A 24,233-nucleotide genomic window follows, 5' to 3' on the forward strand; every position below is an offset into this window, starting at 1 on the left:
TTCTAATACTCATCCCGCCATTATCATGGTGCTGTAAACCATTCCCAATGCGAATGAGAGAGGGTGATGTCTCAGCGTACATTCTCGCAAGTGTAATGATGTCATCCCTCGGGACACCTGTGATGCGCTCAACTGTGTCTGGATCATACTGCTTTACATGCTCGCGCAGCTCCTTATGGCCGACCGTGTAAGCCTCTAAAAAGGCTTCATCTGTACGTTCCTCTTTAAAAAGGACGTGCATGATGCCAAGGGCAAGCGCACTGTCAGTACCAGGCCGAAGCGGAATAAACCAATCTGCCATCCGGCCGGTTTGGTTCTTGTGAACATCAATTACAACAATCTTCGCTCCTTGCTTTCGTGCTTTTTGTGCCAAGGTAATTTGGTGCATATTGGTCGATACGGCATTGATGCCCCAAAAGATAAATAGTTTCGTATGAATGGTGTCTTCAGGATCTGTCCCAATGCTTGCACCCATTGTATATTTATAGCCAGTCGTTCCCGCAGACTGACAGATCGTTCGGTCTAACTGACTTGAACCAAGACGATAAAAAAAGCGGCGGTCCATTCCTTCTGCGTTGAGATTGCCCATGTTTCCATAGAAGCTGTAAGGCAGAATGCTTTCTGGTCCTTTTTCTTCGATCAGCTTTGTCCATTTTTGCCGAATGGTTTCAATGGCTTCTTCCCACGTAATCGGTGCAAACTGACCTTCGCCTTTTTGGCCAACACGTTTTAAAGGAGTGGTCAGTCTTTTTTCATCATATAAACGGGCTGTGACATTACGCACTTTGTTGCATATGTTTCCTTGTGTGACAGGGTGGTCCGGATCTCCCTGCACTTTCACGATCTTTCCATTTTCTTTATGTATTAAAAGACCGCACTGATCCGGGCAATCTAACGAACAAACTGATTTGAATATTCCGTCTTTCATCGCTGTATAATCGGTCATGAGTTTTCGGCTTCCTTTCTGCATTCCGTTATCACTTTGTATGGATTTTATTTTAGCATGTTCGGAGAAGGAAGGTAAGAAAGAGATGATGAATTGAAGAAAATGAAAAAAAGCCCCTGAAAAGGGACTTTTAATAACGGGTGACTTGTACAGGAAATTCTTTTACCCCAAAAACAAACGTGCTTTGTATAGGTTTTAGCTGATCTGCCACGCAGGTGATGTCTTGAAACGTATGGAGTAAAACGTCAAGCGCAATGTTGCTTTCAAGCCGGGCAAGCGGGGCACCGAGACAAAAATGAATGCCAAACCCAAAGCTCATATGCGGATTTGATTTCCGGTCAAGCCGGAACGTGTCTGGATCTTCAAACTTCTGTTCATCCCGATTTGCTGATGCAACCCAGCTGATGAGGTAGTCTCCTTTTTCAATGTGCGCGCCTGCAATTTCAACATCCTCTGCGGCGATTCGGCCAATGGCTTGAACAGGCGGATAATACCGCAGCGTTTCCTCAGTCAATTGAGGAATAAGAGAGGGGTCCTGCCGAACTGATTCAGCAATATGCGGCTGCTCTGTCAGTAGTCGTACGGCATTGGTTATTAAATTGGTCGTTGTCTCATTGCCTGCAACGAGTAATAGAATACAAAAGCCAAGCAGTTCATTCTCGGTTAAACGCTCTCCATCGATTTCCGCTTGAATGAGAAGCGAGATCAAGTCATTGGCAGGTGTTTCTTTTCTTTTTTTGATCAAATGAGCAAAATAAACGGACAGCTCCTCTTCAGCACGTTTCTGCATATCTACTACAGCCTGAATGGCTTCTTTTGATTCATCCTTAGCACCTGCCACAAGGGCATCAGAATGTTTTTTAATCAGCTCTCTGTCCTGCACCTCTGCACCGAGAAGCTCAGCAATAATCATCACTGGAAGGGGAGCTGCTAAATCTTGCACAATATCAAACGTACGTTGATCCTTGACTTGATTTAATAGATCATGTGTCAGGTCTTTGATCTTATCTTCTAATTGCTTGATCGCTTTTGGGGTGAATGCTTTATTCACAAGCGCTCTCATCTTTGTATGTTTTGGAGGATCCATCGTTAAAATACTTGTTTTAGACGTGCTTCTTCCTCGCTGTGAAGAGAACACTTTAGGCTGCTTTAGAACAGACTGGATATCCGCATATCGAAAGAGATCCCAGCACTTTCTTGTCTCATCATATCTAATATCACTCTCTGCACGCAGCTCATTGTAAATAGGGAATGGGAAAAGAAGGTCATCGGTAGAACGGATTTCTTTCATTGGAATCACATTGACATAGTTTTCTTTCACTTTCATTATGAACGCTCCTTTTTCACATGATTTCTCTTTCACGGTATCACCAGTAAAATATCATTTCAACGGACATGTTTTCTAAAATATGTCAATAGTCTAATCGAAAGATTCAAGCACATTCACCATATAGGAAAATAGAAAGTCATTAAAATGATAGCGCTTTCTAAAAAATAGAATTGAAGTCACCGAAACCAAAAATAAAATGGTGAATCAAGTCGAACGAAAGGGTCCTATGATTCAAATGCTCATAGTTCTTTTGATCTAAATTACTGTATTTGAAAAACACGGCTAACATACTTGCAGCAAGCTGCCGGCCATGCATTCGGGACTTTTGAAAAGCGCTGGCTCTTTCTTGACACGATTTCTCATCATGTTACGATTACTAACGTGCGAAAAACACGAACAAAAAGCGAACAAGGGAGAGGATCAATATCATTGATCAAAAGAAAGTTGCTTTCATTGGAGCAGGTTCTATGGCGGAAGGAATGATTGCAGGGATTGTGCGATCAGGACAGATGCCGCTAGGCCAAATTTACGCAACAAACAGACAAAATCAACTTCGATTGAATGAACTAACGAAACGATACGGAATCCAAACAGCCGCAATGGATTCATTTCCTTTTGAAGAAATGGATATGTTGATCCTGGCCATGAAGCCAAAGGATGCTGAAGCAGCACTTGAATCATTAAAACCTCGTATTCAGCCAGATCAGCTCATCATGTCTGTCCTTGCAGGTGTTAAGCTATCGTATATTGAAGACATGCTGCATGAAGGCCAGCCTGTTATGAGGGTTATGCCAAATACCTCAAGTACGATCGGGGCATCAGCGACTGCTTTATCTGCTGGACGTTACGTGAAAAACGACCATATGAGTATAAGCCAGGCTCTTTTATCTGAAATGGGCGAAGTCTATACCATTCAGGAAGAGCAAATGGATATTTTCACTGGAATTGCTGGAAGCGGACCCGCCTACTTTTATTTCTTAATGGAAAGAATCGAAGAAGCAGGAGAAGAGGCAGGTTTATCAAAGGAATTGTCTCGCCAAATTGGCGCGCAGACACTCCTCGGTGCGGCAAAAATGCTGCAAGAAACAGAGGAAAATCCTTCTGTCTTAAGAGAGAAAATTACGTCACCAAATGGAACAACTGCTGCAGGACTCAATGCATTAGATGATTTTGGCGGAGGAGAAGCGATCAAGCAGGCTGTCAAACATGCCGCCAATCGATCAAAAGAGATAAGCAATCAGCAAAAACAAAAAGTATCTATATAAATAGAGCTCAGGTACAGGAGTGATTAGGTGTACGCAGATAAAGAGAGAAAACGAATTGTTGTGAAAATCGGAAGCAGCTCTCTTACTAGCTTTCAAGGTGAGATTAGTTTGAAAAAACTAGAAAACCTCGTCAATCAAATTGTGAAACTCAAAGATGAAGGACACGAAGTCATTTTGGTTTCATCTGGTGCGGTTGCAGCTGGTTACCGAAAACTAGGATTTATTGATAGACCCAAAACACTGCCGGAAAAGCAGGCATCTGCCTCAATTGGGCAAGGGCTTTTAATGGAATCATATTCTACTTTATTTTTATCACACGGTTATATTGCCTCACAGCTCTTAATCACAAGAAGTGATTTTTCTGATGAAACGCGCTATCAAAATGTGCGTAACACAATGAACGTGTTATTGGATCGAGGCATCATCCCAATTATTAATGAGAATGATACAGTGACGATCAATCGGTTGAAGTTTGGAGACAACGATACATTGTCTGCAAAAGTAGCTGGACTCATTGATGCGGATTTCCTTGCCATTTTATCTGATATTGATGGCTTGTATGAAGATAATCCTCATACTAATCCAAATGCGAAGAGAATTCTCGAAGTGACAGACATCACAGAAGACATCGAAGCAGCTGCTGGAGACGCAGGCAGCAGCGTAGGTACAGGCGGAATGAAATCAAAGCTCGATGCCTTTAAAATATCAATGGCCGCAGGGATCAACGGCTTTTTAGGAAAAGCAGATACGCCTGGCATTTTAGACAAAGCGATCAATGGGACAGAGGACGGCACTTATTTTACCGCTGACGAAAATGTAGCGCCGCTCAACTATAAGAAGCAGTGGATTGCCTTTCATTCTGGACCAAAGGGTGAGATCGTGGTTCAAGAGAAAACACAGGAATTCCTCATGCACCGAGAGGGAAGCCTTGATTCTGATGGGATTGTCAATGTGAAAGGTTCGTTTAAAAAAGGCGATGTGGTCCGTATTTTAGATCAAGATGGAAGAGAAATAGGGCTTGGTATTGTGAATTATGCGTCAGATGAACTCGCCCGTAAGAGTGACTTGTTACAAGATGAAATCGTGCATGTCGTCGATCTTGAAGCATTTGTTTGTCATTTAGATTTATCGATTCCAGTTTGTTAACCAAAAGGGAGGAATTCCATGACACTGACAGCTGAAGTTGTCACAACGGTCAAAGAAAAAGCGAAAAAAGCAAAGCATGTTTCAAAAAAACTAAGTTTACTTCAAACAGAGGAAAAGAATGACGCGCTTCTTAAAATGGCAGAAGCATTAGAGCAAAACAGCCGCTTCATTTTACAGGAGAATCAAAAAGATTTAAATGCTGGGAAAGAAAAAGGCTTCTCAGAGGCACTCTTGGATCGATTACTGTTAAACGAAGAAAGAATTCATGAGTTTGCTGAAAGTTTGCGGCTCGTGACGAGATTAACAGATCCTGTTGGAGAAATATTGGATGAATGGACTCTTGATAACGGCTTACACGTAAAAAGCCGAAGAGTACCGCTCGGCGTGATCGGGATGATCTATGAAGCGAGACCGAACGTCACTGTCGATGCAGCAGGCCTTGCCTTAAAGGCAGGCAACTCAGTGATTTTAAAAGGCGGTTCCTCCGCTATTTCTTCCAACAAAGCCATTGTCAGTGTGATTCATGAAGCATTGGATCAAACAACAATTCCTCGTGATGCGGTGCAATTGATTGAACAAACAGACCGTTCATCGGTTCAGGCGATGTTTCAACTTAAAGAATGGATCGATGTGTTAATTCCGCGAGGCGGAGCTTCCTTAATCAAAACAGTGGTGGAGGAATCCACTATTCCAGTGCTTGAAACAGGGACAGGAAACTGCCATATCTTTATTGATCAAACCGCGAATGTGAAAAAAGCTATTGAGATTGTGATCAATGCGAAAACGAATCGTCCGGCTGTATGTAATGCACTTGAGACGCTGATTATTCATCGCGATTGGCTGAAAGAAAATGCAGTCTCATTAAATGAAGCTTTGCAGGAGCACCGTGTCACTGTACATGGCGATCAGGCAGCAGAGTCTTACTTTTCAAACGCGGTTCCTGCTGGGGAAGTGGATTGGACAGATGAGTATTTAAGTCTTGATCTTGCGGTAAAGGTAGTCGATTCAATCGAGGAAGCGATCAGCCATATCGATCAGTACGGCACAAAGCATTCAGAAGCCATTGTGACAGAAGATGAAAAAAATGCACTCACGTTTCTAAACGAAGTCGATGCGGCGGCTGTTTATCATAACGCATCGACTCGCTTTACAGACGGCGGCGCACTTGGCTATGGAGCTGAAATCGGCATCTCTACTCAAAAACTGCACGCAAGAGGTCCAATGGGACTTCCTGCACTCACGACAACTAAGCTACTTCTATGTGGCGACGGTCAGATTAGAAGCTAGAAAAGATTTAAGAAGCACTACCTTTTTATGGGTAGTGTTTTTAACTTTATCTTAAAGAAATACACGTTATCATACGTTTGAACAGTTTTTCTTCATGACTTTCTCAAATTTAAAAAATTCAAATTCCTCAGATGCTAAAGGCTCATTGCCTTGATCTGCTTCACAAGGTGCGTTTGGATCTGGATGGTGTAAGTGATAAAATTCAACTATTTGAAAGCCGCACTTGTTGACATAGAAATGAATGTTACGTTTTTCAAAATAAGGAGTCACAACCTCCCATACAATCGTTTCTGGATATTGCGCCTCAATGGCTTTCCATGCTGCCTGACCAATGCCGCGGCCGTGAGAGGATGAGGAGATGTATAGCAAATCAACCGAGTTGTGATGTGTCTCTTGGTTGATTTTGATGACAACACCGCCTGCCTTTTCACCATTTAGCATAATATGATAAACAATGTGTTCATTCGAATAAAAAGATTCATCAATTACTGCATCTGGCGGAATCGGTCCATCCTGCGCATCGCCAAATGCGTCGATCACGCCAGCTGTAAAAGCTTTCTGAAGCTCTTTTTTCATAGAAGGGAAATCCTCTTTATTTGCTTGTGCTAATGTCACTTCATGTTGAGTTATTTTGTTCATTTTCTTATCCTTTCCCTGCGTAGTGGTGTTTCTGCATGTTATGATAAAGTATGGAGTTACTCCATAGTCAAGAAAGGAGCCTTCATCATGATCAATGATGTGCAAAAAACGTTTTTCACTGGAGAATTTGCCAAGCTATTTGATGTAAAAAAAGATACGCTTCTGTATTATGATAAAATCGATTTATTTAAGCCGGCTGGTGTTCATGAAAATGGATACCGTTACTATACACTTGAGCAATTTGACCATTTTATTGCGATTCAATCCTTGCGAGCTGTTCAATTTCCGATCAAAGAGTTAAAACAATATTTCACAGAACCTTCCCGCGAAAGACTGCAAAGCCTAGCGGCCGACCAAGTAGAAAGGGTCAAACAAGAGATTGAAAAGCTGCAAGATATCCAAGCTTTTCTTATGCGGGTGATCGAGACAACGCATGAATTATCAACTGTGAAAATAGGAGAGGTCCTGTTTCAAGAGCTGCCAGAAGAACCAGTCATACTAAGTGCTTCAAACCCGATCGATTTAAATACACCTGTAGAAGAAATATCACGAATTGTAGGGGAATTTCTAAAGGAAGTTGGCATAAAAGGGGCTGCGGCAAATGGTTCTGTCTTAAAAAAGGAACAGTTTCGTAAGCGCCACTATCATCAGTCAGATCAACTGTTCTGCCGAATGGATGGACCGGGGGCAGTGAAAAAACCTGGTGGGATCTATGCGGTGATATATGATCAAGGAACATATGATGAGATTGAGTCTGCTTATTCGCATTTATTAGATGAAATCGAGAAAGAGGGCATGTTGCTGGATGGAGATGTATTTGAGGAGTATTTACTTCATTCGCTCATGTCTAAAGATGAAGCAGAGTATATAACGAAGCTCAGTGTAAAAGTGAAGAAGCGAGCAGATAACAATTGAAAAGAGGGTAGACAGCATGTGACATGCGTGTTTACCCTCTTTTTTGATGTTAACCAACTTGATTTTCGGCAAATTGACTCATATATAAATCTGCATAGAAGCCTTTTTGTTTTAAAAGTTCGCTGTGCGATCCTTTTTCAATGATGCTTCCATCCTTCATGACTAAAATGAGGTCTGCATCCTTAATTGTTGAAAGTCTGTGTGCAATCACGAAGCTCGTTCTGCCTTTCATCAATTCATTCATTGCTTTTTGAATATGCATCTCTGTCCGTGTATCCACACTGCTTGTTGCTTCATCTAATATCAAGATCTTTGGATCAGATAAAATGGCACGGGCGATGGTTAACAGCTGGCGTTGACCTTGTGACAGGTTGCCGGCATCTTCTTTTAAGAGTGTATCATATCCATCTGGAAGCGTGCGGATAAAATCATCCGCATAGGCATGTTTGGCGGCTTTGATGACATCCTCTTTGGAAACGTGCTGCTTGCCATAGGCAATGTTGTCGTAAATCGTTCCTTCAAAGAGCCACGTATCCTGAAGAACCATCGCAAATAATTCTCGTACTTGCTGACGGCTGAGATCAGTTGTTTTGACACCGCCAATGCGTATGGAGCCTTGATCTAGCTCGTAAAAACGCATTAAAAGATTGATGATGGTTGTTTTTCCTGCGCCTGTTGGTCCGACAATGGCAACTGTTTGTCCTTCTTGCACATCTAAATTAAGATCTTTAATAATTGGATGATCTTTTTCATATCCGAATTGAACTTGTTCAAAGCTCACATCACCTGAGAGTGAAGCAAGATCAATCGCCGCATCTTCTTCGGTACTTTCTTCTTCCTCATCGAGGATTTCAAAGACCCTTTCAGCAGAAGCGATCGCTGATTGAACTAAGTTTGCGACACTTGATGCTTGCACAAGCGGCTGAGACATTTGCTGGGTGTATTGTATAAACGCCTGAACATCCCCGACACGAATATTCCCGTTAATGACAAGAATCCCGCCGGCTACACTGACTGCCACATAGCCAAGGTTCCCGATAAAGGTCATCATTGGCATCATTAAACCAGAAATGAACTGCGCTTTCCTTGAGGATTCATACAGCTTTTCATTTAACTGATCAAATGTACCGATCGCTTTCTTTTCGTAGCCATACGCACGAACTGTCTGATGTCCTGTAAACATCTCATTAATATGGCCATTGATCGTCCCAAGCTCTTTTTGCTGCGCTTTAAAATGCTTTTGAGAAAATGACGTAATGCCGCGAATCGCAAACAGGCTGAGTGGCAGCGTCAAACAAACAAGCAACGTAAGTAAGGGACTGATGAAAAGCATCATCACGACAATTCCAATCACTGTAATAACAGATGTAATCACTTGGGTGAGCGCCTGCTGAAGCGATGTATTAATATTATCGATATCATTCATCACACGGCTTAGTGTGTCCCCGTGGGTTGTTTTATCAAAATAACGAAGGGGGAGACGTGTGAGCTTGTCATTTGCTTCTTGGCGTAATTCAGCAATGGTCTGTTGAGAGACACCGGCCATGATATATTGTTGAACGAATGAAAAGAGAGAAGCAACTACGTACAGGACGACAAGCAGCAAAAGTATTCGTGAAATGACATCAAATTGAACAGCTGTTCCATTCGTAAAGCTGTCAAATAGGGAAGAGGTGGCATCCCCAAGCAGCTTTGGACTAATGACATTAAAGACAGTTGAACCAATTGCTGCAATAAAGACGATGATCAGCTGAAATTTTCTTGGTTTTAAATAGCCTGTCAACCGAAGCAGTGTTTTCTTAAATTCCTTCGGTTTTGCGGCTGGCCCTTTAGGGTGGGCGCCTTTATGGCCCATGCCGGAAGACATTTTCTTACTCATCCTCGCTCACCTCCTGACCTTCCTGTGATGCGACAATCTCTTGGTACACAAGATTATCCTTTATTAATTGTTCATGTGTTCCGATACCTGCGATTTTTCCTTCATCAAGTACAATGATTTTATCACTATGCTTCACTGTGCTGATTCGTTGTGCGACAATGATGAGGGCTGCATGTGCTTTTTCTGCTTCTAATGATGCCCGCAGCTTGGCATCTGTTTTGTAATCAAGTGCTGAAAAGCTATCGTCAAACAGATAGAATGATGGTTTTCGCACTAGCGCCCTTGCAATGGAAAGCCGCTGTTTTTGGCCGCCGGATAGATTGGAACCACCTTGATCAATTTCTCCTTCAATTCCGCCATCTTTTTGCAAAACAAATTCTTCGGCCTGCGCGGTTCGCAGCGCCTGCCAGACGTCTTCATCGCTTGCATCCTGCTTGCCAAAACGCACATTGTCGGCAATGGTTCCGCTGAATAAAACAGCTTTTTGAGAGACATAGCCCATTTGGTTTCTCAGTTTCTCCTGAGGCAGCTCTCTAATGTCTACACCATCTAATGTAATCCGGCCCTCTGTCACTTCATAAAAACGCGTCATCAGCTGGAGAAGGGTAGTTTTCCCAGAACCCGTACTTCCGATAATGGCTGTTGTTTCGCCAGTTTTGGCTTCAAACGTGATGTTTTGAACGGCCGGTTTCTCTGCATTTGAGTAATAAAATGACACATCGTCAAAGCGAATGGAGTGGGCGGGCTCGTGAAGCTCAGTCATAGACTCTTCTTTGTCTTTAATCTTTGGTTCCATGTTTAACACTTCATTCATACGTTTAGCTGATGCTTGTGCTCTTGGGACCATAATAAAGCTCATCGACAGCATAATCAGTGCCATTAAAATCATCATCGCATATTGAATGAAGGCAATGAGATTACCAACTTCCATTTCTCCGGCATCAATTCGGTTTGCACCAAGCCAGACAATACCGATATTCGTGAAGTTCATGATGATCAGCATAAATGGAAACAAGTAAGCCATTAATCGGTTGACTCTAAGGCCAGTATCCTTATAGGACGTGTTAGCTTCTTGGAATCGCTCCTTTTCATCATCTACACGGTTAAATGCACGAATGACCCGGATGCCTGAAAGAGATTCTCGCATAATTAAATTCAGCCGGTCTGTTTTTTTCTGAAGCTGGCCAAATAGCGGAATGGCTTTTCTTGACACTAAATAGATAAATCCTCCAAGAAGGGGGAGGGCTGCTAAAAAGATAAGAGACAGGACAGCATCCCTGGAAACAGCCAAAATAATTCCGCCCACAAGCATAAGCGGGGCCCGCGTCATCATTTGTAAAATCATGATCGTCACATCTTGGACTTGTTTCACATCATTTGTTGATCTAGTAATAAAGGAAGACGTGCCGATCTTTTGAAATTCTTCTAATGAAAATTGTTCGACATGCACAAACAGCTGTCTTCTCATATCACGGCCGAAGCCAAGAGCTGTCTTTGATGACAAGTAAGACTTCCAAATGGTGAGCAAAATGGCGAGTAAAGAACATGCCACCATCCAGCCGCCAACCTTCCATATGTAAGCAATATCTCCTTGGACGATACCGACATCAACGATATCTGCTGTTAACGTCGGTAAATACAGCTGGAGCATACTGCTTAAAAAGGTGAGAATGACAATGGACACAACGGACAGCCGATAAGGCTTTAAAAATGATAAAATTGATTTCATACGAATACCTTTCTTCCATATAGTCTTTTGTTCTGTAACTCATCATATACAAAGAGGGATTATTTCTACAAATGAAATGTCTTGTTTTAGTGAATTATTTATATTGTTCAATTTTAGAAAAGAAATCCTTCACAAACACATAAAAATCATGGGCAGAAGGAGACATTTCTCGCGTTTTAGATGCAATAATGCCAACCGTTCGTCTCACTTGAGGGAAATCGATCGGAATTTTCACTGTAAATCGCGGTGTTGTTTCATAAAAGGCACTTTCGGGTAATAAAGTAACGCCCATACCTGCCGAAACGAGGCCTTTAATGGCATCCAAATCTTCTCCTTCAGATGAAATGGTAGGTTCATAGCCTGCCTGCTTGCAAGCATCAACCGCAATTTGTCTCAGCACATACCCTTCAGGAAATAACACGAAATGATCCTTTCTTAGATCACTTAAATGAATACTCCTTTGTCCGCTAAAGGGGTGGCTAACCGGTAAAAGGGCATAAATGCTTTCGGAAAACAAAATATTTCCTTCTATTTGAGAATCGTTTGTCGGTACGGGTCCTAAAAAGGCGAGATCGATATCTCGGTTTTTGACCGCTTCAATGAGAAATTTATAGGATCCTTGACGAAGTAAAAAATCGACCTCTGGATATTCCTGCTTAAAGGCGGAGATGACAGAAGGGAGTACTTGGCTTGCTAGACTTGTAGGAAAGCCAATATTCACTGTTCCTTTGTGCGGATCTAAGTATTCATCAATTTGCTCTTTCGCATAATCAATGGCTTTGAGTGCAGTTCTGACATGATCTAAAAATTGTCTGCCGATCTTCGTTAATTTGATATTTCGTCCCTCTCGTTCAAATAAGGCCACTCCAAGTTCTTCTTCTAAATTCGCAATCTGCCGGCTGATGGCAGATTGGGCAACATGTAAGTTTTCAGCCGCTTCTGACACGTGTTCACGGTCTGCGACTTCTACAAAATAACGTAACTGACGAAGCTCCATTTATGCACTTCACACCTATCTATCTCAAAAAGAGATTGTTTTGATCTAAATTATATATTGTTTATATCAATTTGAAAACTTAAAATAAGTTACAGAGTTTGTGAGATTTTATTACTGTGAAAAAACGGATCTTTTAAACGGGGGAGAGAAACGATGACTTATAATCAACTACCACAACCACAAGGTCTCTACCGTCCTGAATTTGAACATGATGCATGTGGAATCGGACTGTACGCCCATTTAAAAGGGGAGGCGACACATAGCATCGTCAAAAAGGGATTACAAATGCTGTGCCAGCTTGATCATCGCGGCGGGCAAGGCAGTGATCCGTATACAGGTGATGGTGCCGGTTTAATGGTACAGCTGCCAGACGCTTTCTTTAGAAAGAACTGCAAAGAATTTGCACTTCCTGAAAAAGGCCGTTACGGGGTAGGAATGGTCTTCTTTTCAAAAGATGATGACGAAAAAACGCGTCAAGCCATCGAACAGAAAATCAACGGGTTCATTAAACAAGAAGGCCAAACATTAATTGGCTGGAGAACGGTTCCTGTCGATGCCGGGAAAATTGGTACTGTCGCAGCGAAGAGCTGTCCGGTTGTGAGACAGGTCTTTATCGGAGCAAACGACAACATTACAGACCGTTTGTCATTTGAAAGAAAATTATATGTCATCCGTAAACAGGCTGAGAACTGGGGAACAAAAGAGGAAAAACAATTTTATTTTGTCAGCCTGTCGAGTCAAACCATCGTATACAAGGGGCTTTTAACATCAGATCAAGTCGATGCTTTTTATCTTGATCTACAGGATGAAACATTTGTTTCTGCATTTTCACTTGTTCATTCAAGATTTAGTACAAATACATTTCCTACATGGGAAAGAGCCCATCCAAACCGCTATTTAATTCACAACGGAGAAATCAACACATTAAGAGGAAACATCAATTGGATGAGAGCAAGAGAACAACAATTCGTATCTGAAGCCTTCGGAGACGATTTAGACAAGATTTTGCCAGTGCTGAATGCAGACGGAAGTGATTCATCCATTTTAGACAATGCCTTTGAATTCTTTGTGCTTGCAGGCCGTACACCTGCTCATACAGCAATGATGCTGATTCCTGAGCCTTGGACGGAAAACACGCACATGTCGAAAGAGAAACGGGCATTTTATGAATACCATAGTTCTCTCATGGAGCCGTGGGATGGACCAACAGCGATTTCCTTTACGGACGGTAAACAAATCGGGGCCATCTTAGACCGAAACGGATTAAGACCGGCAAGGTACTATGTCACAAATGATGATCATATCATTTTCTCTTCTGAGGTTGGTGTAATTGACACAAATGAAGAAGATGTTAAGTACAAAGATCGTCTTGAGCCTGGTAAAATGCTGCTCATTGATTTAGAAGAAGGACGAATTATTTCTGACGAAGAAGTGAAATCGACCATTGCGAATGAACTTCCTTATCAAAAATGGCTCGATGAAGAAATGGTTCACGTCAATCGCTCGGAAGAAAATTCAGAAAATTCTAGTATAATGGATGATTTGTTGACACGTCAGCGTGCGTTCCATTATACGTACGAGGACATTCAAAAGTATTTAATTCCTTTACTAGAGGAAGGCAAGGACCCAATTGGTTCAATGGGAAGTGACACACCGCTTGCTGTGTTATCAGATCGTGCGCAGTCTCTGTTTTCTTATTTCAAGCAGTTGTTCGCACAGGTCACGAACCCGCCGATTGATGCCATTCGTGAGCAGCTAGTGACATCAACCATGACTTGGTTAGGAGCCGAAGGCGATATTTTACATCCGAATGAATATTCATGCCGAAGAATTAAACTTTATACACCGGTCTTAACGAGCGGCCAATTTAACGGCTTGAAAACGATTGTTCATAATGCCTTTAAAAGCAAAACCATTCATACACTTTTCACCGATGATTTAAAGCGCGGACTGGATGCGATGTTTGAAGAGGCGGAAAAAGCGATTAGAGAAGGCGTCTCTTTATTAATCCTTTCAGATCGTGAAATGACAGAACAAAAAGTACCGATTCCACCACTTCTTGCGCTAAGTGCACTACATCAGCACCTTGTGCGTCAAGGTCTGCGGACAAAGGTCAGTCTGATCGTTGAATCTGGAGAGGTGAGAGAGGTCCATCATTTTGCCGCACTGATTGGCTACGGGGCAGATGCGATCCATCCTTACCTTGTCTATGAAACATACAAACAGCTGATTGCAGACGAAGCGATTTCGATCAGCTTTGATGAAGCTGTTACAAAGTTTGGTAAAAGCGTGACAGAAGGTGTCGTCAAAGTCATGTCCAAAGTGGGGATTTCCACTGTGCAAAGCTATAGAGGCGCGCAAATCTTTGAAGCAGTCGGGATTAGTGAAGACGTCATTCAAGCGTATTTCACAGGAACAGCTTCTCAGCTTGGCGGGATTGATCTTGACACCATTGCTCATGAGGCAAAACTTCGCCATGAAGCAGGGTATCAAGCAGCAACTGACCAGACACTTGAATCAGGCAGTGAATTCCAGTGGAGAAAAAATGGAGAGCATCATGCTTTTAACCCAAAAACGATCCATACGCTCCAGTGGGCATGCCGTAATGAAGATTACGATTTATTTAAACAATATACAAAAGCAGCGGATGAAGAAAGAATCGGCTTCCTCAGAAACTTGTTTGCATTTCAGCCAAAACAAAAGCCGGTTCGTCTGGAAGAGGTTGAATCTGCTGAATCCATCGTGCGCCGCTTTAAGACAGGTGCCATGTCATTTGGATCTTTAAGTAAAGAAGCGCATGAGGCACTTGCGATTGCGATGAACCGAATTGGCGGTAAAAGTAACAGCGGAGAAGGCGGAGAAGATCCTGCCCGCTTTACAGTAGATGAACACGGTGATGACCGCAGAAGTGCGATTAAACAAATCGCTTCTGGCCGATTTGGTGTGAAAAGTCATTACTTGGTCAATGCAGATGAACTGCAAATTAAAATGGCGCAAGGAGCAAAACCAGGAGAAGGCGGACAGCTGCCAGGAAATAAAGTGTATCCTTGGGTGGCCGATGTACGTGGTTCTACGCCAGGTGTCGGATTGATTTCACCACCGCCGCATCATGATATTTATTCCATTGAGGATTTGGCACAGCTGATTCATGATTTGAAAAACGCGAACCGTGATGCACGCATCAGTGTCAAGCTTGTATCTAAAGCCGGCGTTGGCACGATTGCAGCAGGTGTAGCAAAAGGAACTGCGGACGTCATTGTCATCAGCGGTTATGACGGCGGTACAGGAGCTTCACCGAAAACGAGTATTAAACACACAGGGCTTCCTTGGGAGCTTGGATTGGCAGAAGCGCATCAAACCCTTGTGTTAAATGGTCTTCGCGAGAGAGTCGTTCTTGAAACGGACGGAAAGTTAATGACTGGCCGCGACGTTGTGATGGCTGCGATTTTAGGAGCAGAAGAGTATGGCTTTGCGACGGCTCCACTTGTCGTGCTGGGCTGCGTGATGATGAGAGCATGTCATTTAGATACTTGCCCAGTCGGTGTTGCCACACAAAACCCAGAGCTTCGCAAAAAATTCATGGGGAACCCCGATCACATTGTGAACTTCATGATGTTTATTGCAGAGGAAGTAAGAGAAATCTTAGCGGAACTCGGCTTTACATCAATGGATGAATTAATCGGACGGACGGATGTCCTTGCGGTCAGTGAACGAGCAAAAGCTCACTGGAAAGCAGGTCAGCTAAACCTTGAAACACTGCTTTATCAGCCAGAAGGAGCGCGGACATTCAGAACACCGCAAAATCATAAAATTGACGAATCGCTGGATATGAATGAAATCCTTCCTTATGTGCAAGAAGCGCTGAATCATCAAACACCGGTTGATCTATCATTGAACATTCGCAATATCAACCGTGTGGCCGGAACCATTACTGGCAGTGAAGTGTCTAAGCGCTACGGGGAAGAGGGTTTGCCAGAGGATACGCTCACACTCAGATTCACTGGTTCAGCTGGACAAAGCTTCGGCGCATTTGTGCCAAAGGGCATGTCTCTCTATTTAACAGGTGATTCAAATGACTATATCGGCAAAGGACTCTCAGGAGGCAAAATTGCTGTTAAAACGTCTGATCATTTTGTACAAAATGGACATGAAAACGTCATTGTAGGAAACGTTGCATTTTACGGCGCAACTAGCGGAAAAGCTTATATTAACGGGCGTGCTGGTGAACGATTTGCTGTTCGTAATTCAGGTGTACATGTGGTTGTTGAAGGAATTGGAGATCACGGCTGTGAATACATGACTGGCGGACGTGTCGTTATTTTAGGAGACGTTGGGAAAAACTTTGGTGCAGGTATGTCTGGCGGTGTGGCTTACATCCATACATCGGATGCAAAACAGTTTAAAAGAATGTGCAATATGGAAATGATCATGTTTGAAAAGCTCACAGATCATGAAGAAGAACTGGAAGTAAAGCAAATGATCAAGGAACACCTTGATTATACAAACAGCTCAAAAGCAGCAGCACTTCTTGAAAACTGGGAGCAAGAAAAGGATCAATTCATCAAAGTCATTCCGAGAAATTACAAAATGATGCTTCAAAGCATTGAAGAACAAAAACAAGCGGGCCTCAGTCATGAAGAAGCGGTGATGTATGCCTTTGAAGCAAACACAAAACCGAAAAATCAAGAAACGGCAAACGGGCAAAAAGCAGCCCTCGCTCATTAAGAAAGGGGAGAGGACAATGGGCAAAGCAACAGGTTTTATGGATTATAAAAGAGAAAAGCCAAATGAACGTGACCCTCTCACTCGTCAAAATGACTGGAAAGAATATTCAGCTCCTTATACAGATGACGTATTGAAAAAGCAGGGCGCTAGATGTATGGATTGCGGAACACCGTTTTGTCAAATTGGGATGGAGATCAGGGGCGGCGTGTCTGGCTGCCCGATCTACAATTTAATTCCAGAGTGGAATGACCTTGTCTATCGCGGGAGATGGAGGGAAGCTCTCGAAAGACTGCAAAAAACAAATAATTTCCCAGAGTTTACTGGGAGAGTATGTCCGGCACCTTGTGAAGGGTCATGTACAGTCGCTATCAATGATCCGGCTGTTTCGATTAAAAATATCGAACGCACGATCATTGATAAAGGTTTTGAAAATGGATGGATCACACCAAGAATCCCTTCAAGCCGTACAGGGAAGAAAATTGCCATTGTCGGCTCAGGACCAGCAGGACTTGCAAGTGCTGATCAATTAAACCAAGCAGGACACGCTGTCACAGTGTTCGAGCGTTCTGACCGCCTTGGCGGACTGCTGACATACGGGATTCCGAATATGAAGCTCGACAAAGAAGTGGTCGAGCGAAGAGTCAAACTTCTAAGACAAGAAGGCATTGACTTTGTAACGAACACAGAAATCGGTGTGGATATTACTGCTGATGAACTGAAAGAGCAGTTTGATGCAGTTATCCTTTGTACAGGTGCACAAAAGCAGCGTGATCTGTTGATTGAAGGCCGGGAAGCAAAAGGAATTCACCTTGCGATGGATTATTTAACCCTCGCAACGAAAAGCATGCTTGATTCAGGATTTAAAGACAAAAACTTCATTGATGCAAAAGGAAAAGACGTGATTGTGATTGGCGGAGGAGATACAGGTGCAGACTGCGTTGCAACTGCACTGCGCCAAAAAGCAAAAAGTGTTGTTCAATTCGGGAAGCATCCAAAGCTTCCGGATACACGTGTAGGAGATAACATGTGGCCAGAACAGCCTTATGTCTTCTCGCTGGATTATGCTTATGAAGAAGCACAAGCAAAATTCGGAGAAGATCCGCGTCAATATTCAATTCAAACCACAAAAATTGTGGCAGATAAAAATGGGAAATTAAAAGAGCTTCATACCATTCAAATGGAAAAGGTGAAAAACGAACAAGGGAAGTTTGAATTTCATGAGATTCCAGGGACAGAGAAGGTATGGCCTGCTCAGCTCGTCTTTATTGCAATTGGTTTTGAGGGAACTGAACAGCCGCTTGTGAAACACTTTGGCGTGGACAGCAAAAACAATCGCATTGACGCAAAATATGGGGAATATACAACAAATGTAGAAGGCGTATTTGCAGCGGGAGATGCAAGACGCGGGCAAAGCTTGATTGTCTGGGCAATTAATGAAGGCAGACAAGTGGCGCACGAGGTAGACCGTTATTTAATGGGGAGTTCGGTTCTGCCAAAATAGGTCAAACAAAGGGTGTTACAATATAAAGAAAAGCCATGACCAACGTGTGGTCATGGCTTTTTATGATTCAGAAATGGTATGGTTGATCAACACTTTTTTACGTTTAAGCTGCGATACGACTAAACAGAGGAAGACAATAAGAACAAAAAGGGAAATGGTCAAAAAGCCAAACGTATATGAGCCAGTCAATTCTTTTAAACTGCCAAGAATATTAGGTAAAAAGAATCCGCCAATGCCTCCAGCAGCCCCAACAATTCCGGTCACAATCCCAATTTCTTTATGAAATACTTGAGGCACCAGCTGAAAAACAGCGCCATTCCCCATCCCAAGGCACATCATCCCCACAAATAAAAGCGCAATGACCACAGGTAAAGCTGGAAGACTGCTCACTCCTCCTAAGCAGATGCCGATGATTCCGAATAATCCAAGCAGTACTTTCATTCCGCCTATTTTATCGGCAATGAGACCGCCCACAGGCCGAAAGAAGCTGCCTGCCGCCACACAAAGGGTCACAAAATCACCAGCATGAATCTTCGAAACCCCATATTGATCTACAAAGAAAATACTGAGGAAACTGGAAAGCCCGACAAACCCTCCGAATGTGATCGCATAAAGCAAACAGAAAAACCATGTCGATTTCACTTGAAATACTGAAAAGTACGACCGAACCGGCTGAGGAGCGGGCTGATTTGGTGCATCTTTTGCAGTGAAAATAAAAAACAAAAAGACAAGACTTAACGGAATCAGAGCGAGCCCCATTACGGCATGCCACCCGTAAATCTCCGCAAGCCTTGGACCAAATAAGGTGGAGATTAGTGTTCCACTATTCCCGGCGCCTGCAATCCCCATGGCTACTCCTTGTAAGTGAGGAGGATACCAGCGGCTTGCCATTGGCAAAGCAACAGCAAAACTTGCTCCTGCTACTCCAAGCAAAATTCCAATCAGTACGAGCTCCGAAAGGGTTGTACCAGCGATAAACCCCCAAATGAGCGGAATGGTCGTTAAAAGCATTCCCATCACTGCAGTCTTTTTAGGTCCTATTCGATCGGTGAATAAACCGAGCACAATCCGAAAAAAAGAACCAGATAGAATTGGAATGGCCACAATCATGCCCTTCTCTACGGTTGATAAAGCAAAATCTTGCGCAATAAAAGCACCCAGCGCTCCTAACAAAACCCAGATCATAAAGCTCACATCGAAATATAAAAAGGAACCAAACAATGTTTTAGGATGACCACTTGATTTTAATTCTGAGAGTTTCATAAAACGCCTCCTCGATTGAATTTTCTGACTTAAAGATAGCGAGTTCACTTATGTAATGAAAGTATTATGTGAGAAAAATTGACATGAATAAACACTTTTTTACAAGTGTGTGCCATAATCAATCCATACAATGTGCTCGAGCAAGAGGCTTAGAAAGGTTGATTTCAGATGGCAAAACGCAAACTTGTGTTTATCGGAAACGGCATGGCGAGTATGAAATGTATCGAAGAGATCAATCAAAAGCAGCCAGAACATTACGCCATAACAGTCATTGGAAAAGAGAAGCACTCTGCCTACAATCGAATAAAACTTTCGTCGATTTTACAAAAAAGCGAATCATTAGCTCAAATTGAACTAAAGGATAAAGAATGGTACACCGCGCATGACATCACATTGTACAAAGGAGAATCAGTTGTACATATCGATACAAATCGAAAGTGTGTCATGACAGATGCACGCCGGGAAATTCCCTACGACAAGCTCGTCATTGCAACAGGTTCATCGCCGAATTTTCTTCCTATTCAAGGTGTGTCCAAAAAAGGGATATACGCTTTTCGGACAATTGATGATTATGAGGCCATTTGTGCGGATGCGGTGCATTATCAACAAGCAGCAGTGATCGGAGGCGGCGTGCTTGGTGTGGAGGTAGCAGCTGGTCTGCAGATGGCGGGGCTGGAAACCACCATTATTCATCATACGGAGCGGCTCATGCAGCGACAATTAGATGAAACAGCAGCCGGATTATTACAGCGACAATTCATACGAAAAGGCATTCAGGTGAAAACAAATGCCCATACCATTGCATGCTTAGGCGGTGAGAGGGTAGAAGGCGTTCTATTGAAAAATGGCGACATCGTGGAGGCTGATCTTGTAGTTTTTACAACAGGTATTCGTCCGAATAAACAGCTTGCAGAGAATCATGGCATACACACGAGAAAAGCCATTGTTGTCAATGACGTGATGGAGACCAATATCCCGAATATTTATGCGATTGGAGAATGTGCAGAGCACAAAGGGATGGTGCACGGTCTTATTCAGCCCATTTATGAACAAGCAAGCGTGCTCGCTAAGCATCTTTTAGGGGAAAAAATCACACATACACCCAAGCCCATTTACTCAACAAAATTAAAAGTACCTGATTTGCCGATTTATTCTGCTGGATGTATTGAACATCATTCTCCGTTTATGTCAGCTGTGACTTATTTAGATGAAGAGCAAGAGGTATATAAAAAATTCGTCTTTGAACGTGAGGCGCTGGCAGGTATTTTATTTGTCGGAGAGCTGGAGAATGCCGATCAGCTTTTGCAAGATGTGAAAGTGGGACGTGATAAAAGTGTGGTCATGAAATCCCTTCATGAAAAGCAAGCATCCTCACTAGATTCATTAAAAATGGAAGACCTCGTCTGCCAATGTCAAACCGTTACAAAAGGGACGATTTTAAAAAGCATTTCGGTTCATCAGCTGACAAACTTAGAAGAGGTGAAAAAAAAGACAGGGGCAGCAACCGGGTGCGGCGGGTGTCAAGAGCTCGTCCGTGCTTGCTGTCAGTTATCATCACATGAACAAACGGAACCGCAGGCCTTTTTTTGTCCATGTACAGAAGTAGATGAGCAGACTATTTTTTCGTTTATTAAAAAGCAGCAGCAGGTGAATGCTGAAGAAATAAGAAGACATTTTCAATGGAAAACGAATCACGGCTGCGGCATCTGCCGGCCGGCCATTCAATACTATCTCGAGCAATTCCAAGGATCGGTGGAAAAAATCGGCGCTGCTGAACAGGAAGACATGTTGATTCCTCAATTATATGGAGGCCGGCTTGATCTGGATTTTTTGAAAATCATTACGTCTTTGTTAGAGAAAAGGCTGATTGAGCAGGCAGAGCTGACAAAGCATAAACGAATCCGGCTTATCGGTGTGTCAAAACAGGCAGCACAAATCGTCAAAAATCATTGGCCAATTATGCCCAATGAGAAAAGAAGACTATCTCATATCCTTTCATGCGACTGCAGTGATCCAGCTGTCACTTTACTTGTGATGGAGCTGGAAAGACAAGTGGAAGATACACTTTTACCAGCAGTCACCTCTGTTCATATCACTGGTGCTTCCTGCACGTGTAAACTTGCTCTAATTGATGACATCTGCCTGAAGAAGCAGCTGGGTGAATGGAATATTTATTTAGGAGGCCAGCTTTTTTACACCTTGGCTCATTCAAGTGAGCTTATTCCTTTTTTAAAAGCGGTGCTTGAAGAGTATAGAAAAAATGCTTACTTTCAAGAATCCATTGGCGATTGGCTGTCCCGGCATGGAAACATTTCTATTCGAGAAAAGTTGCTTGATGAGGAAATAAGAGAAGAGCTCTGTGCGCAATTTGACCAAAGCAGACAAGAAAAAGTAAGTCATAAGGATGTGAAGGTATGAGTCAATCTTTTTTACAATATGCCCAGCAAAAATCAAAGCAGGAAGAACAAAAGCGAGTGTTCCCAGCCCAATGTCCTTTTTGCAGTATGCAGTGCAAAATGCAGTTAATCGAGCAGCATGTGGAAGGGCGAACACGCTACCAAACGATTGGTGTACACAATCCAACTACGCACGGAAGACTTTGTATGAAAGGACAGCATGCACACCAGCACGCGCTTCATAAAGATCGCCTGAATCACCCGCTGATCAAAAGAAACGGACAATTTGTAAAAGCGACATGGCAGGAGGCTCTCGAAGAAATCAAAACAAACATAGAAACCCTTCAGCTGTCGCATGGCCATGATGTGATCAGTGTGTACGGAAGCGCATCAATTACAAATGAGGAAGCGTACTTACTCGGGAAATTTGCAAGAGTGGCGCTGAAAACGAAATACATCGATTATAACGGCAGACTATGTATGTCTTCGGCAGCAACTGCCGCAAATCAAACATTCGGACTTGACCGTGGCCTGACCTTTCCTCTAAGCGACATCAAGCATGCACGAGTGTTGATATTGGTTGGAACGAATATAGCGGAATGTCAGCCAACCTTCCTGCCCTACATCGAGGAGGCGAAAAATAATGGCGCATTTCTCATCGTCATTGATCCGCGCAAAACTCCGACCGCCCAATTAGCCGATTTACATGTCAGCCTAAAACCAGGGTCAGATGCCGCACTGGCAAACGGCATATTGCACATCATGCTGCATGAGCATTTAATCGATGAATCATTTATTCATCAACGAACATCAGGTTTCCAAAAACTAAAGGAGCATATCTCACGTATCTCCCTCCCAGACGTTGCTGAGCAAACCGGCGTGACGATTGATGTGATGCAGAAAATAGCAAGGAAATTTGCGCAAGAAAAGACAGGCATGATTTTTACAGCAAGAGGCATTGAGCAGCAAATAGACGGTACAGCCTCTGTGCGTAATTTCCTGAATATTCTGCTTGTTACCGGGAAGATCGGCCGCTTTGGATGCGGCTATGGCGCAATAACCGGCCAGGGAAATGGCCAGGGAGCAAGAGAGCATGGGCAAAAAGCAGATCAGCTTCCAGGATATCGAGATATCTCAAATCCTGCTCACAGAAAAGAAATGGCTGAACGATGGAACATTGATGAAAAAGAACTCCCAGGAAAGGGCGTGTCTGCTTTTGAGATGTTTGAAAAAATGGAGGCAGGTGAGATCAAAGCGCTCTTTTTAATGTGCTCAAATCCTGTCCAATCAGGGCCGAACGCGCACTTGGTTCAGCAAGCCATCAAGAACTTGTCCTTTTTTGTTGCCGTTGATTTATTTATGTCTGAGACAGCTGCGCTGGCAGATGTAATTTTACCGACTTCGTCATATTTAGAGGATGAAGGTACCGTGACAAACATAGAGGGGCGCGTTACGCTTAGAGAAGCAACATATCCACTTAAACACCAAAGAAAGCACGATTGGCAAATCATTTGTGAAATAGCAGCTGTATTAGGCAAAGGCAGCCATTTTTCCTTTTCATCCGCAGAAGAGATCTTTGAGGAATTAAGAGCCGTAACGAAAGGTGCAAAGGCTGATTATTCAGGCATAACCTATGAAAGGCTGAGGAAGGAACAAGGCATAAGGTGGCCTTGTACTCATTTAGAAGATCCGGGAACTGAAAGATTATTTGAACATGCATTCTCACATTCTGACAGTTTAGCGAAGTTTGCCGTCGTCACACATGGAAAAAAGGCTGCAAAGGAACCCGTCAGTCAAGAATACCCTCTTTATTTAACGACCGGCAGGGTGATGGCTCATTACCAAACAGGCGTTCAAACAAGAAGGAGCACCTCTCTTGTTGCCAGACAGTTTGAAGCATATGCAGAGCTTCATCCTGACACAGCGAAAACGTATGGACTTCAGCACGGGGAGCTCGTGACCATCAAGTCAAAAAGAGGAAGTGTCATCATCAGATGCCGCATATCAGACACCATTCGAAAAGATACCGTATTTGTTCCATTTCACTGGAGCAAACATCAATCAATTAATCAATTAATTGATGATCAACTAGATCCGCAAAGTAAAATGCCAGGCTTTAAATATTGTCCTGTTCAGCTGTCAGCCGGCGTGAATGAAAAACTATGTGAGAAATTTTAACATGTATTTTCCATCTATGTTTAGATTATGGTACTTT

General features: G+C 43.0%; 15 protein-coding genes. 8 read left to right on the top strand and 7 right to left on the bottom strand.

The annotated features are described in order from the left end of the window. Positions 1-946: molybdopterin-dependent oxidoreductase (locus AWT60_RS16825; RefSeq protein WP_218677513.1), on the bottom strand; the 946-nt coding region annotated here is incomplete at its 3' end. A 130-nt stretch (positions 947-1,076) separates the two neighbouring features. Next, positions 1,077-2,273 carry a cytochrome P450 gene (locus AWT60_RS16830; RefSeq protein ID WP_218677514.1) on the bottom strand — a complete coding sequence of 399 codons (1,197 nt, stop codon included), beginning with the start codon at positions 2,271-2,273 and terminating at the stop codon, positions 1,077-1,079. 470 nt (positions 2,274-2,743) lie between these two features. Between AWT60_RS16830 and proC the strand changes: the two genes are divergently transcribed. From proC to AWT60_RS16845, 3 genes are read left to right on the top strand one after another with little or no spacing between them, the layout of a single operon-like run. Beyond that, a complete protein-coding gene (gene proC, locus AWT60_RS16835; protein WP_041117669.1) occupies positions 2,744-3,541 on the top strand; it encodes a pyrroline-5-carboxylate reductase in 798 nt (265 codons plus the stop codon). A 27-nt stretch (positions 3,542-3,568) separates the two neighbouring features. Next, on the top strand, positions 3,569-4,687 hold the full coding sequence (proB, locus tag AWT60_RS16840; RefSeq protein WP_041109421.1) for a glutamate 5-kinase: 1,119 nt from the start codon (positions 3,569-3,571) through the stop codon (positions 4,685-4,687). A gap of 18 nt (positions 4,688-4,705) precedes the next feature. Then, positions 4,706-5,974: a glutamate-5-semialdehyde dehydrogenase gene (locus tag AWT60_RS16845; protein WP_218677515.1), complete on the top strand. Its 1,269-nt coding sequence runs from the start codon at positions 4,706-4,708 to the stop codon at positions 5,972-5,974. 69 nt (positions 5,975-6,043) lie between these two features. Here AWT60_RS16845 and AWT60_RS16850 read toward each other — a convergent pair whose 3' ends face one another. Further along, on the bottom strand, positions 6,044-6,613 hold the full coding sequence (locus tag AWT60_RS16850) for a GNAT family N-acetyltransferase (protein WP_075612388.1): 570 nt from the start codon (positions 6,611-6,613) through the stop codon (positions 6,044-6,046). A gap of 87 nt (positions 6,614-6,700) precedes the next feature. Between AWT60_RS16850 and AWT60_RS16855 the strand changes: the two genes are divergently transcribed. Continuing rightward, entirely contained in the window at positions 6,701-7,528 is an 828-nt protein-coding gene (locus AWT60_RS16855) for a MerR family transcriptional regulator (RefSeq protein WP_041085635.1), read from the top strand. 49 nt (positions 7,529-7,577) lie between these two features. Here AWT60_RS16855 and AWT60_RS16860 read toward each other — a convergent pair whose 3' ends face one another. The 3 genes from AWT60_RS16860 to gltC all read right to left on the bottom strand — a co-directional run bounded on the left by AWT60_RS16860 (position 7,578) and on the right by gltC (position 12,133). Further along, positions 7,578-9,407 (bottom strand): ABC transporter ATP-binding protein, encoded by a 1,830-nt coding sequence (locus AWT60_RS16860; protein ID WP_218677516.1) that lies wholly within the window; start codon positions 9,405-9,407, stop codon positions 7,578-7,580. Further along, complete coding sequence (locus AWT60_RS16865; protein WP_041085631.1) at positions 9,400-11,136, bottom strand: ABC transporter ATP-binding protein; 1,737 nt, start codon at positions 11,134-11,136, stop codon at positions 9,400-9,402. The genes AWT60_RS16860 and AWT60_RS16865 overlap by 8 nt, the downstream gene beginning before the upstream one ends. Before the next feature lie 94 nt (positions 11,137-11,230). Continuing rightward, the gene (gltC, locus tag AWT60_RS16870) at positions 11,231-12,133 is read right to left on the bottom strand and encodes a glutamate biosynthesis transcriptional regulator GltC (RefSeq protein ID WP_034280677.1); all 903 of its coding nucleotides are present in this window, start codon (positions 12,131-12,133) and stop codon (positions 11,231-11,233) included. 153 nt (positions 12,134-12,286) lie between these two features. Between gltC and gltB the strand changes: the two genes are divergently transcribed. Beyond that, entirely contained in the window at positions 12,287-16,858 is a 4,572-nt protein-coding gene (gltB, locus tag AWT60_RS16875) for a glutamate synthase large subunit (protein WP_218677517.1), read from the top strand. 16 nt (positions 16,859-16,874) lie between these two features. Further along, positions 16,875-18,359, top strand: coding sequence for a glutamate synthase small subunit (gltD, locus tag AWT60_RS16880; RefSeq protein ID WP_202738933.1), 1,485 nt, complete (start codon positions 16,875-16,877; stop codon positions 18,357-18,359). A 60-nt stretch (positions 18,360-18,419) separates the two neighbouring features. Here the strand turns inward: gltD and AWT60_RS16885 are convergent, their stop codons facing one another. Then, positions 18,420-19,622 (bottom strand): MFS transporter, encoded by a 1,203-nt coding sequence (locus AWT60_RS16885; protein ID WP_087975922.1) that lies wholly within the window; start codon positions 19,620-19,622, stop codon positions 18,420-18,422. A 168-nt stretch (positions 19,623-19,790) separates the two neighbouring features. Between AWT60_RS16885 and AWT60_RS16890 the strand changes: the two genes are divergently transcribed. Together AWT60_RS16890 and nasC are read left to right on the top strand one after the other, a co-directional pair. Beyond that, positions 19,791-22,040: an FAD-dependent oxidoreductase gene (locus tag AWT60_RS16890; protein WP_218677518.1), complete on the top strand. Its 2,250-nt coding sequence runs from the start codon at positions 19,791-19,793 to the stop codon at positions 22,038-22,040. Next, the gene (nasC, locus tag AWT60_RS16895) at positions 22,037-24,196 is read left to right on the top strand and encodes an assimilatory nitrate reductase catalytic subunit NasC (protein WP_218677519.1); all 2,160 of its coding nucleotides are present in this window, start codon (positions 22,037-22,039) and stop codon (positions 24,194-24,196) included. Before AWT60_RS16890 ends, nasC begins: the two co-directional genes overlap by 4 nt. The last annotated feature ends 37 nt before the right edge of the window (positions 24,197-24,233 follow it).

This window comes from Bacillus sp. F2HM, assembly GCF_019266135.1.
GTDB lineage: Bacteria > Bacillota > Bacilli > Bacillales > Bacillaceae > Bacillus > Bacillus safensis.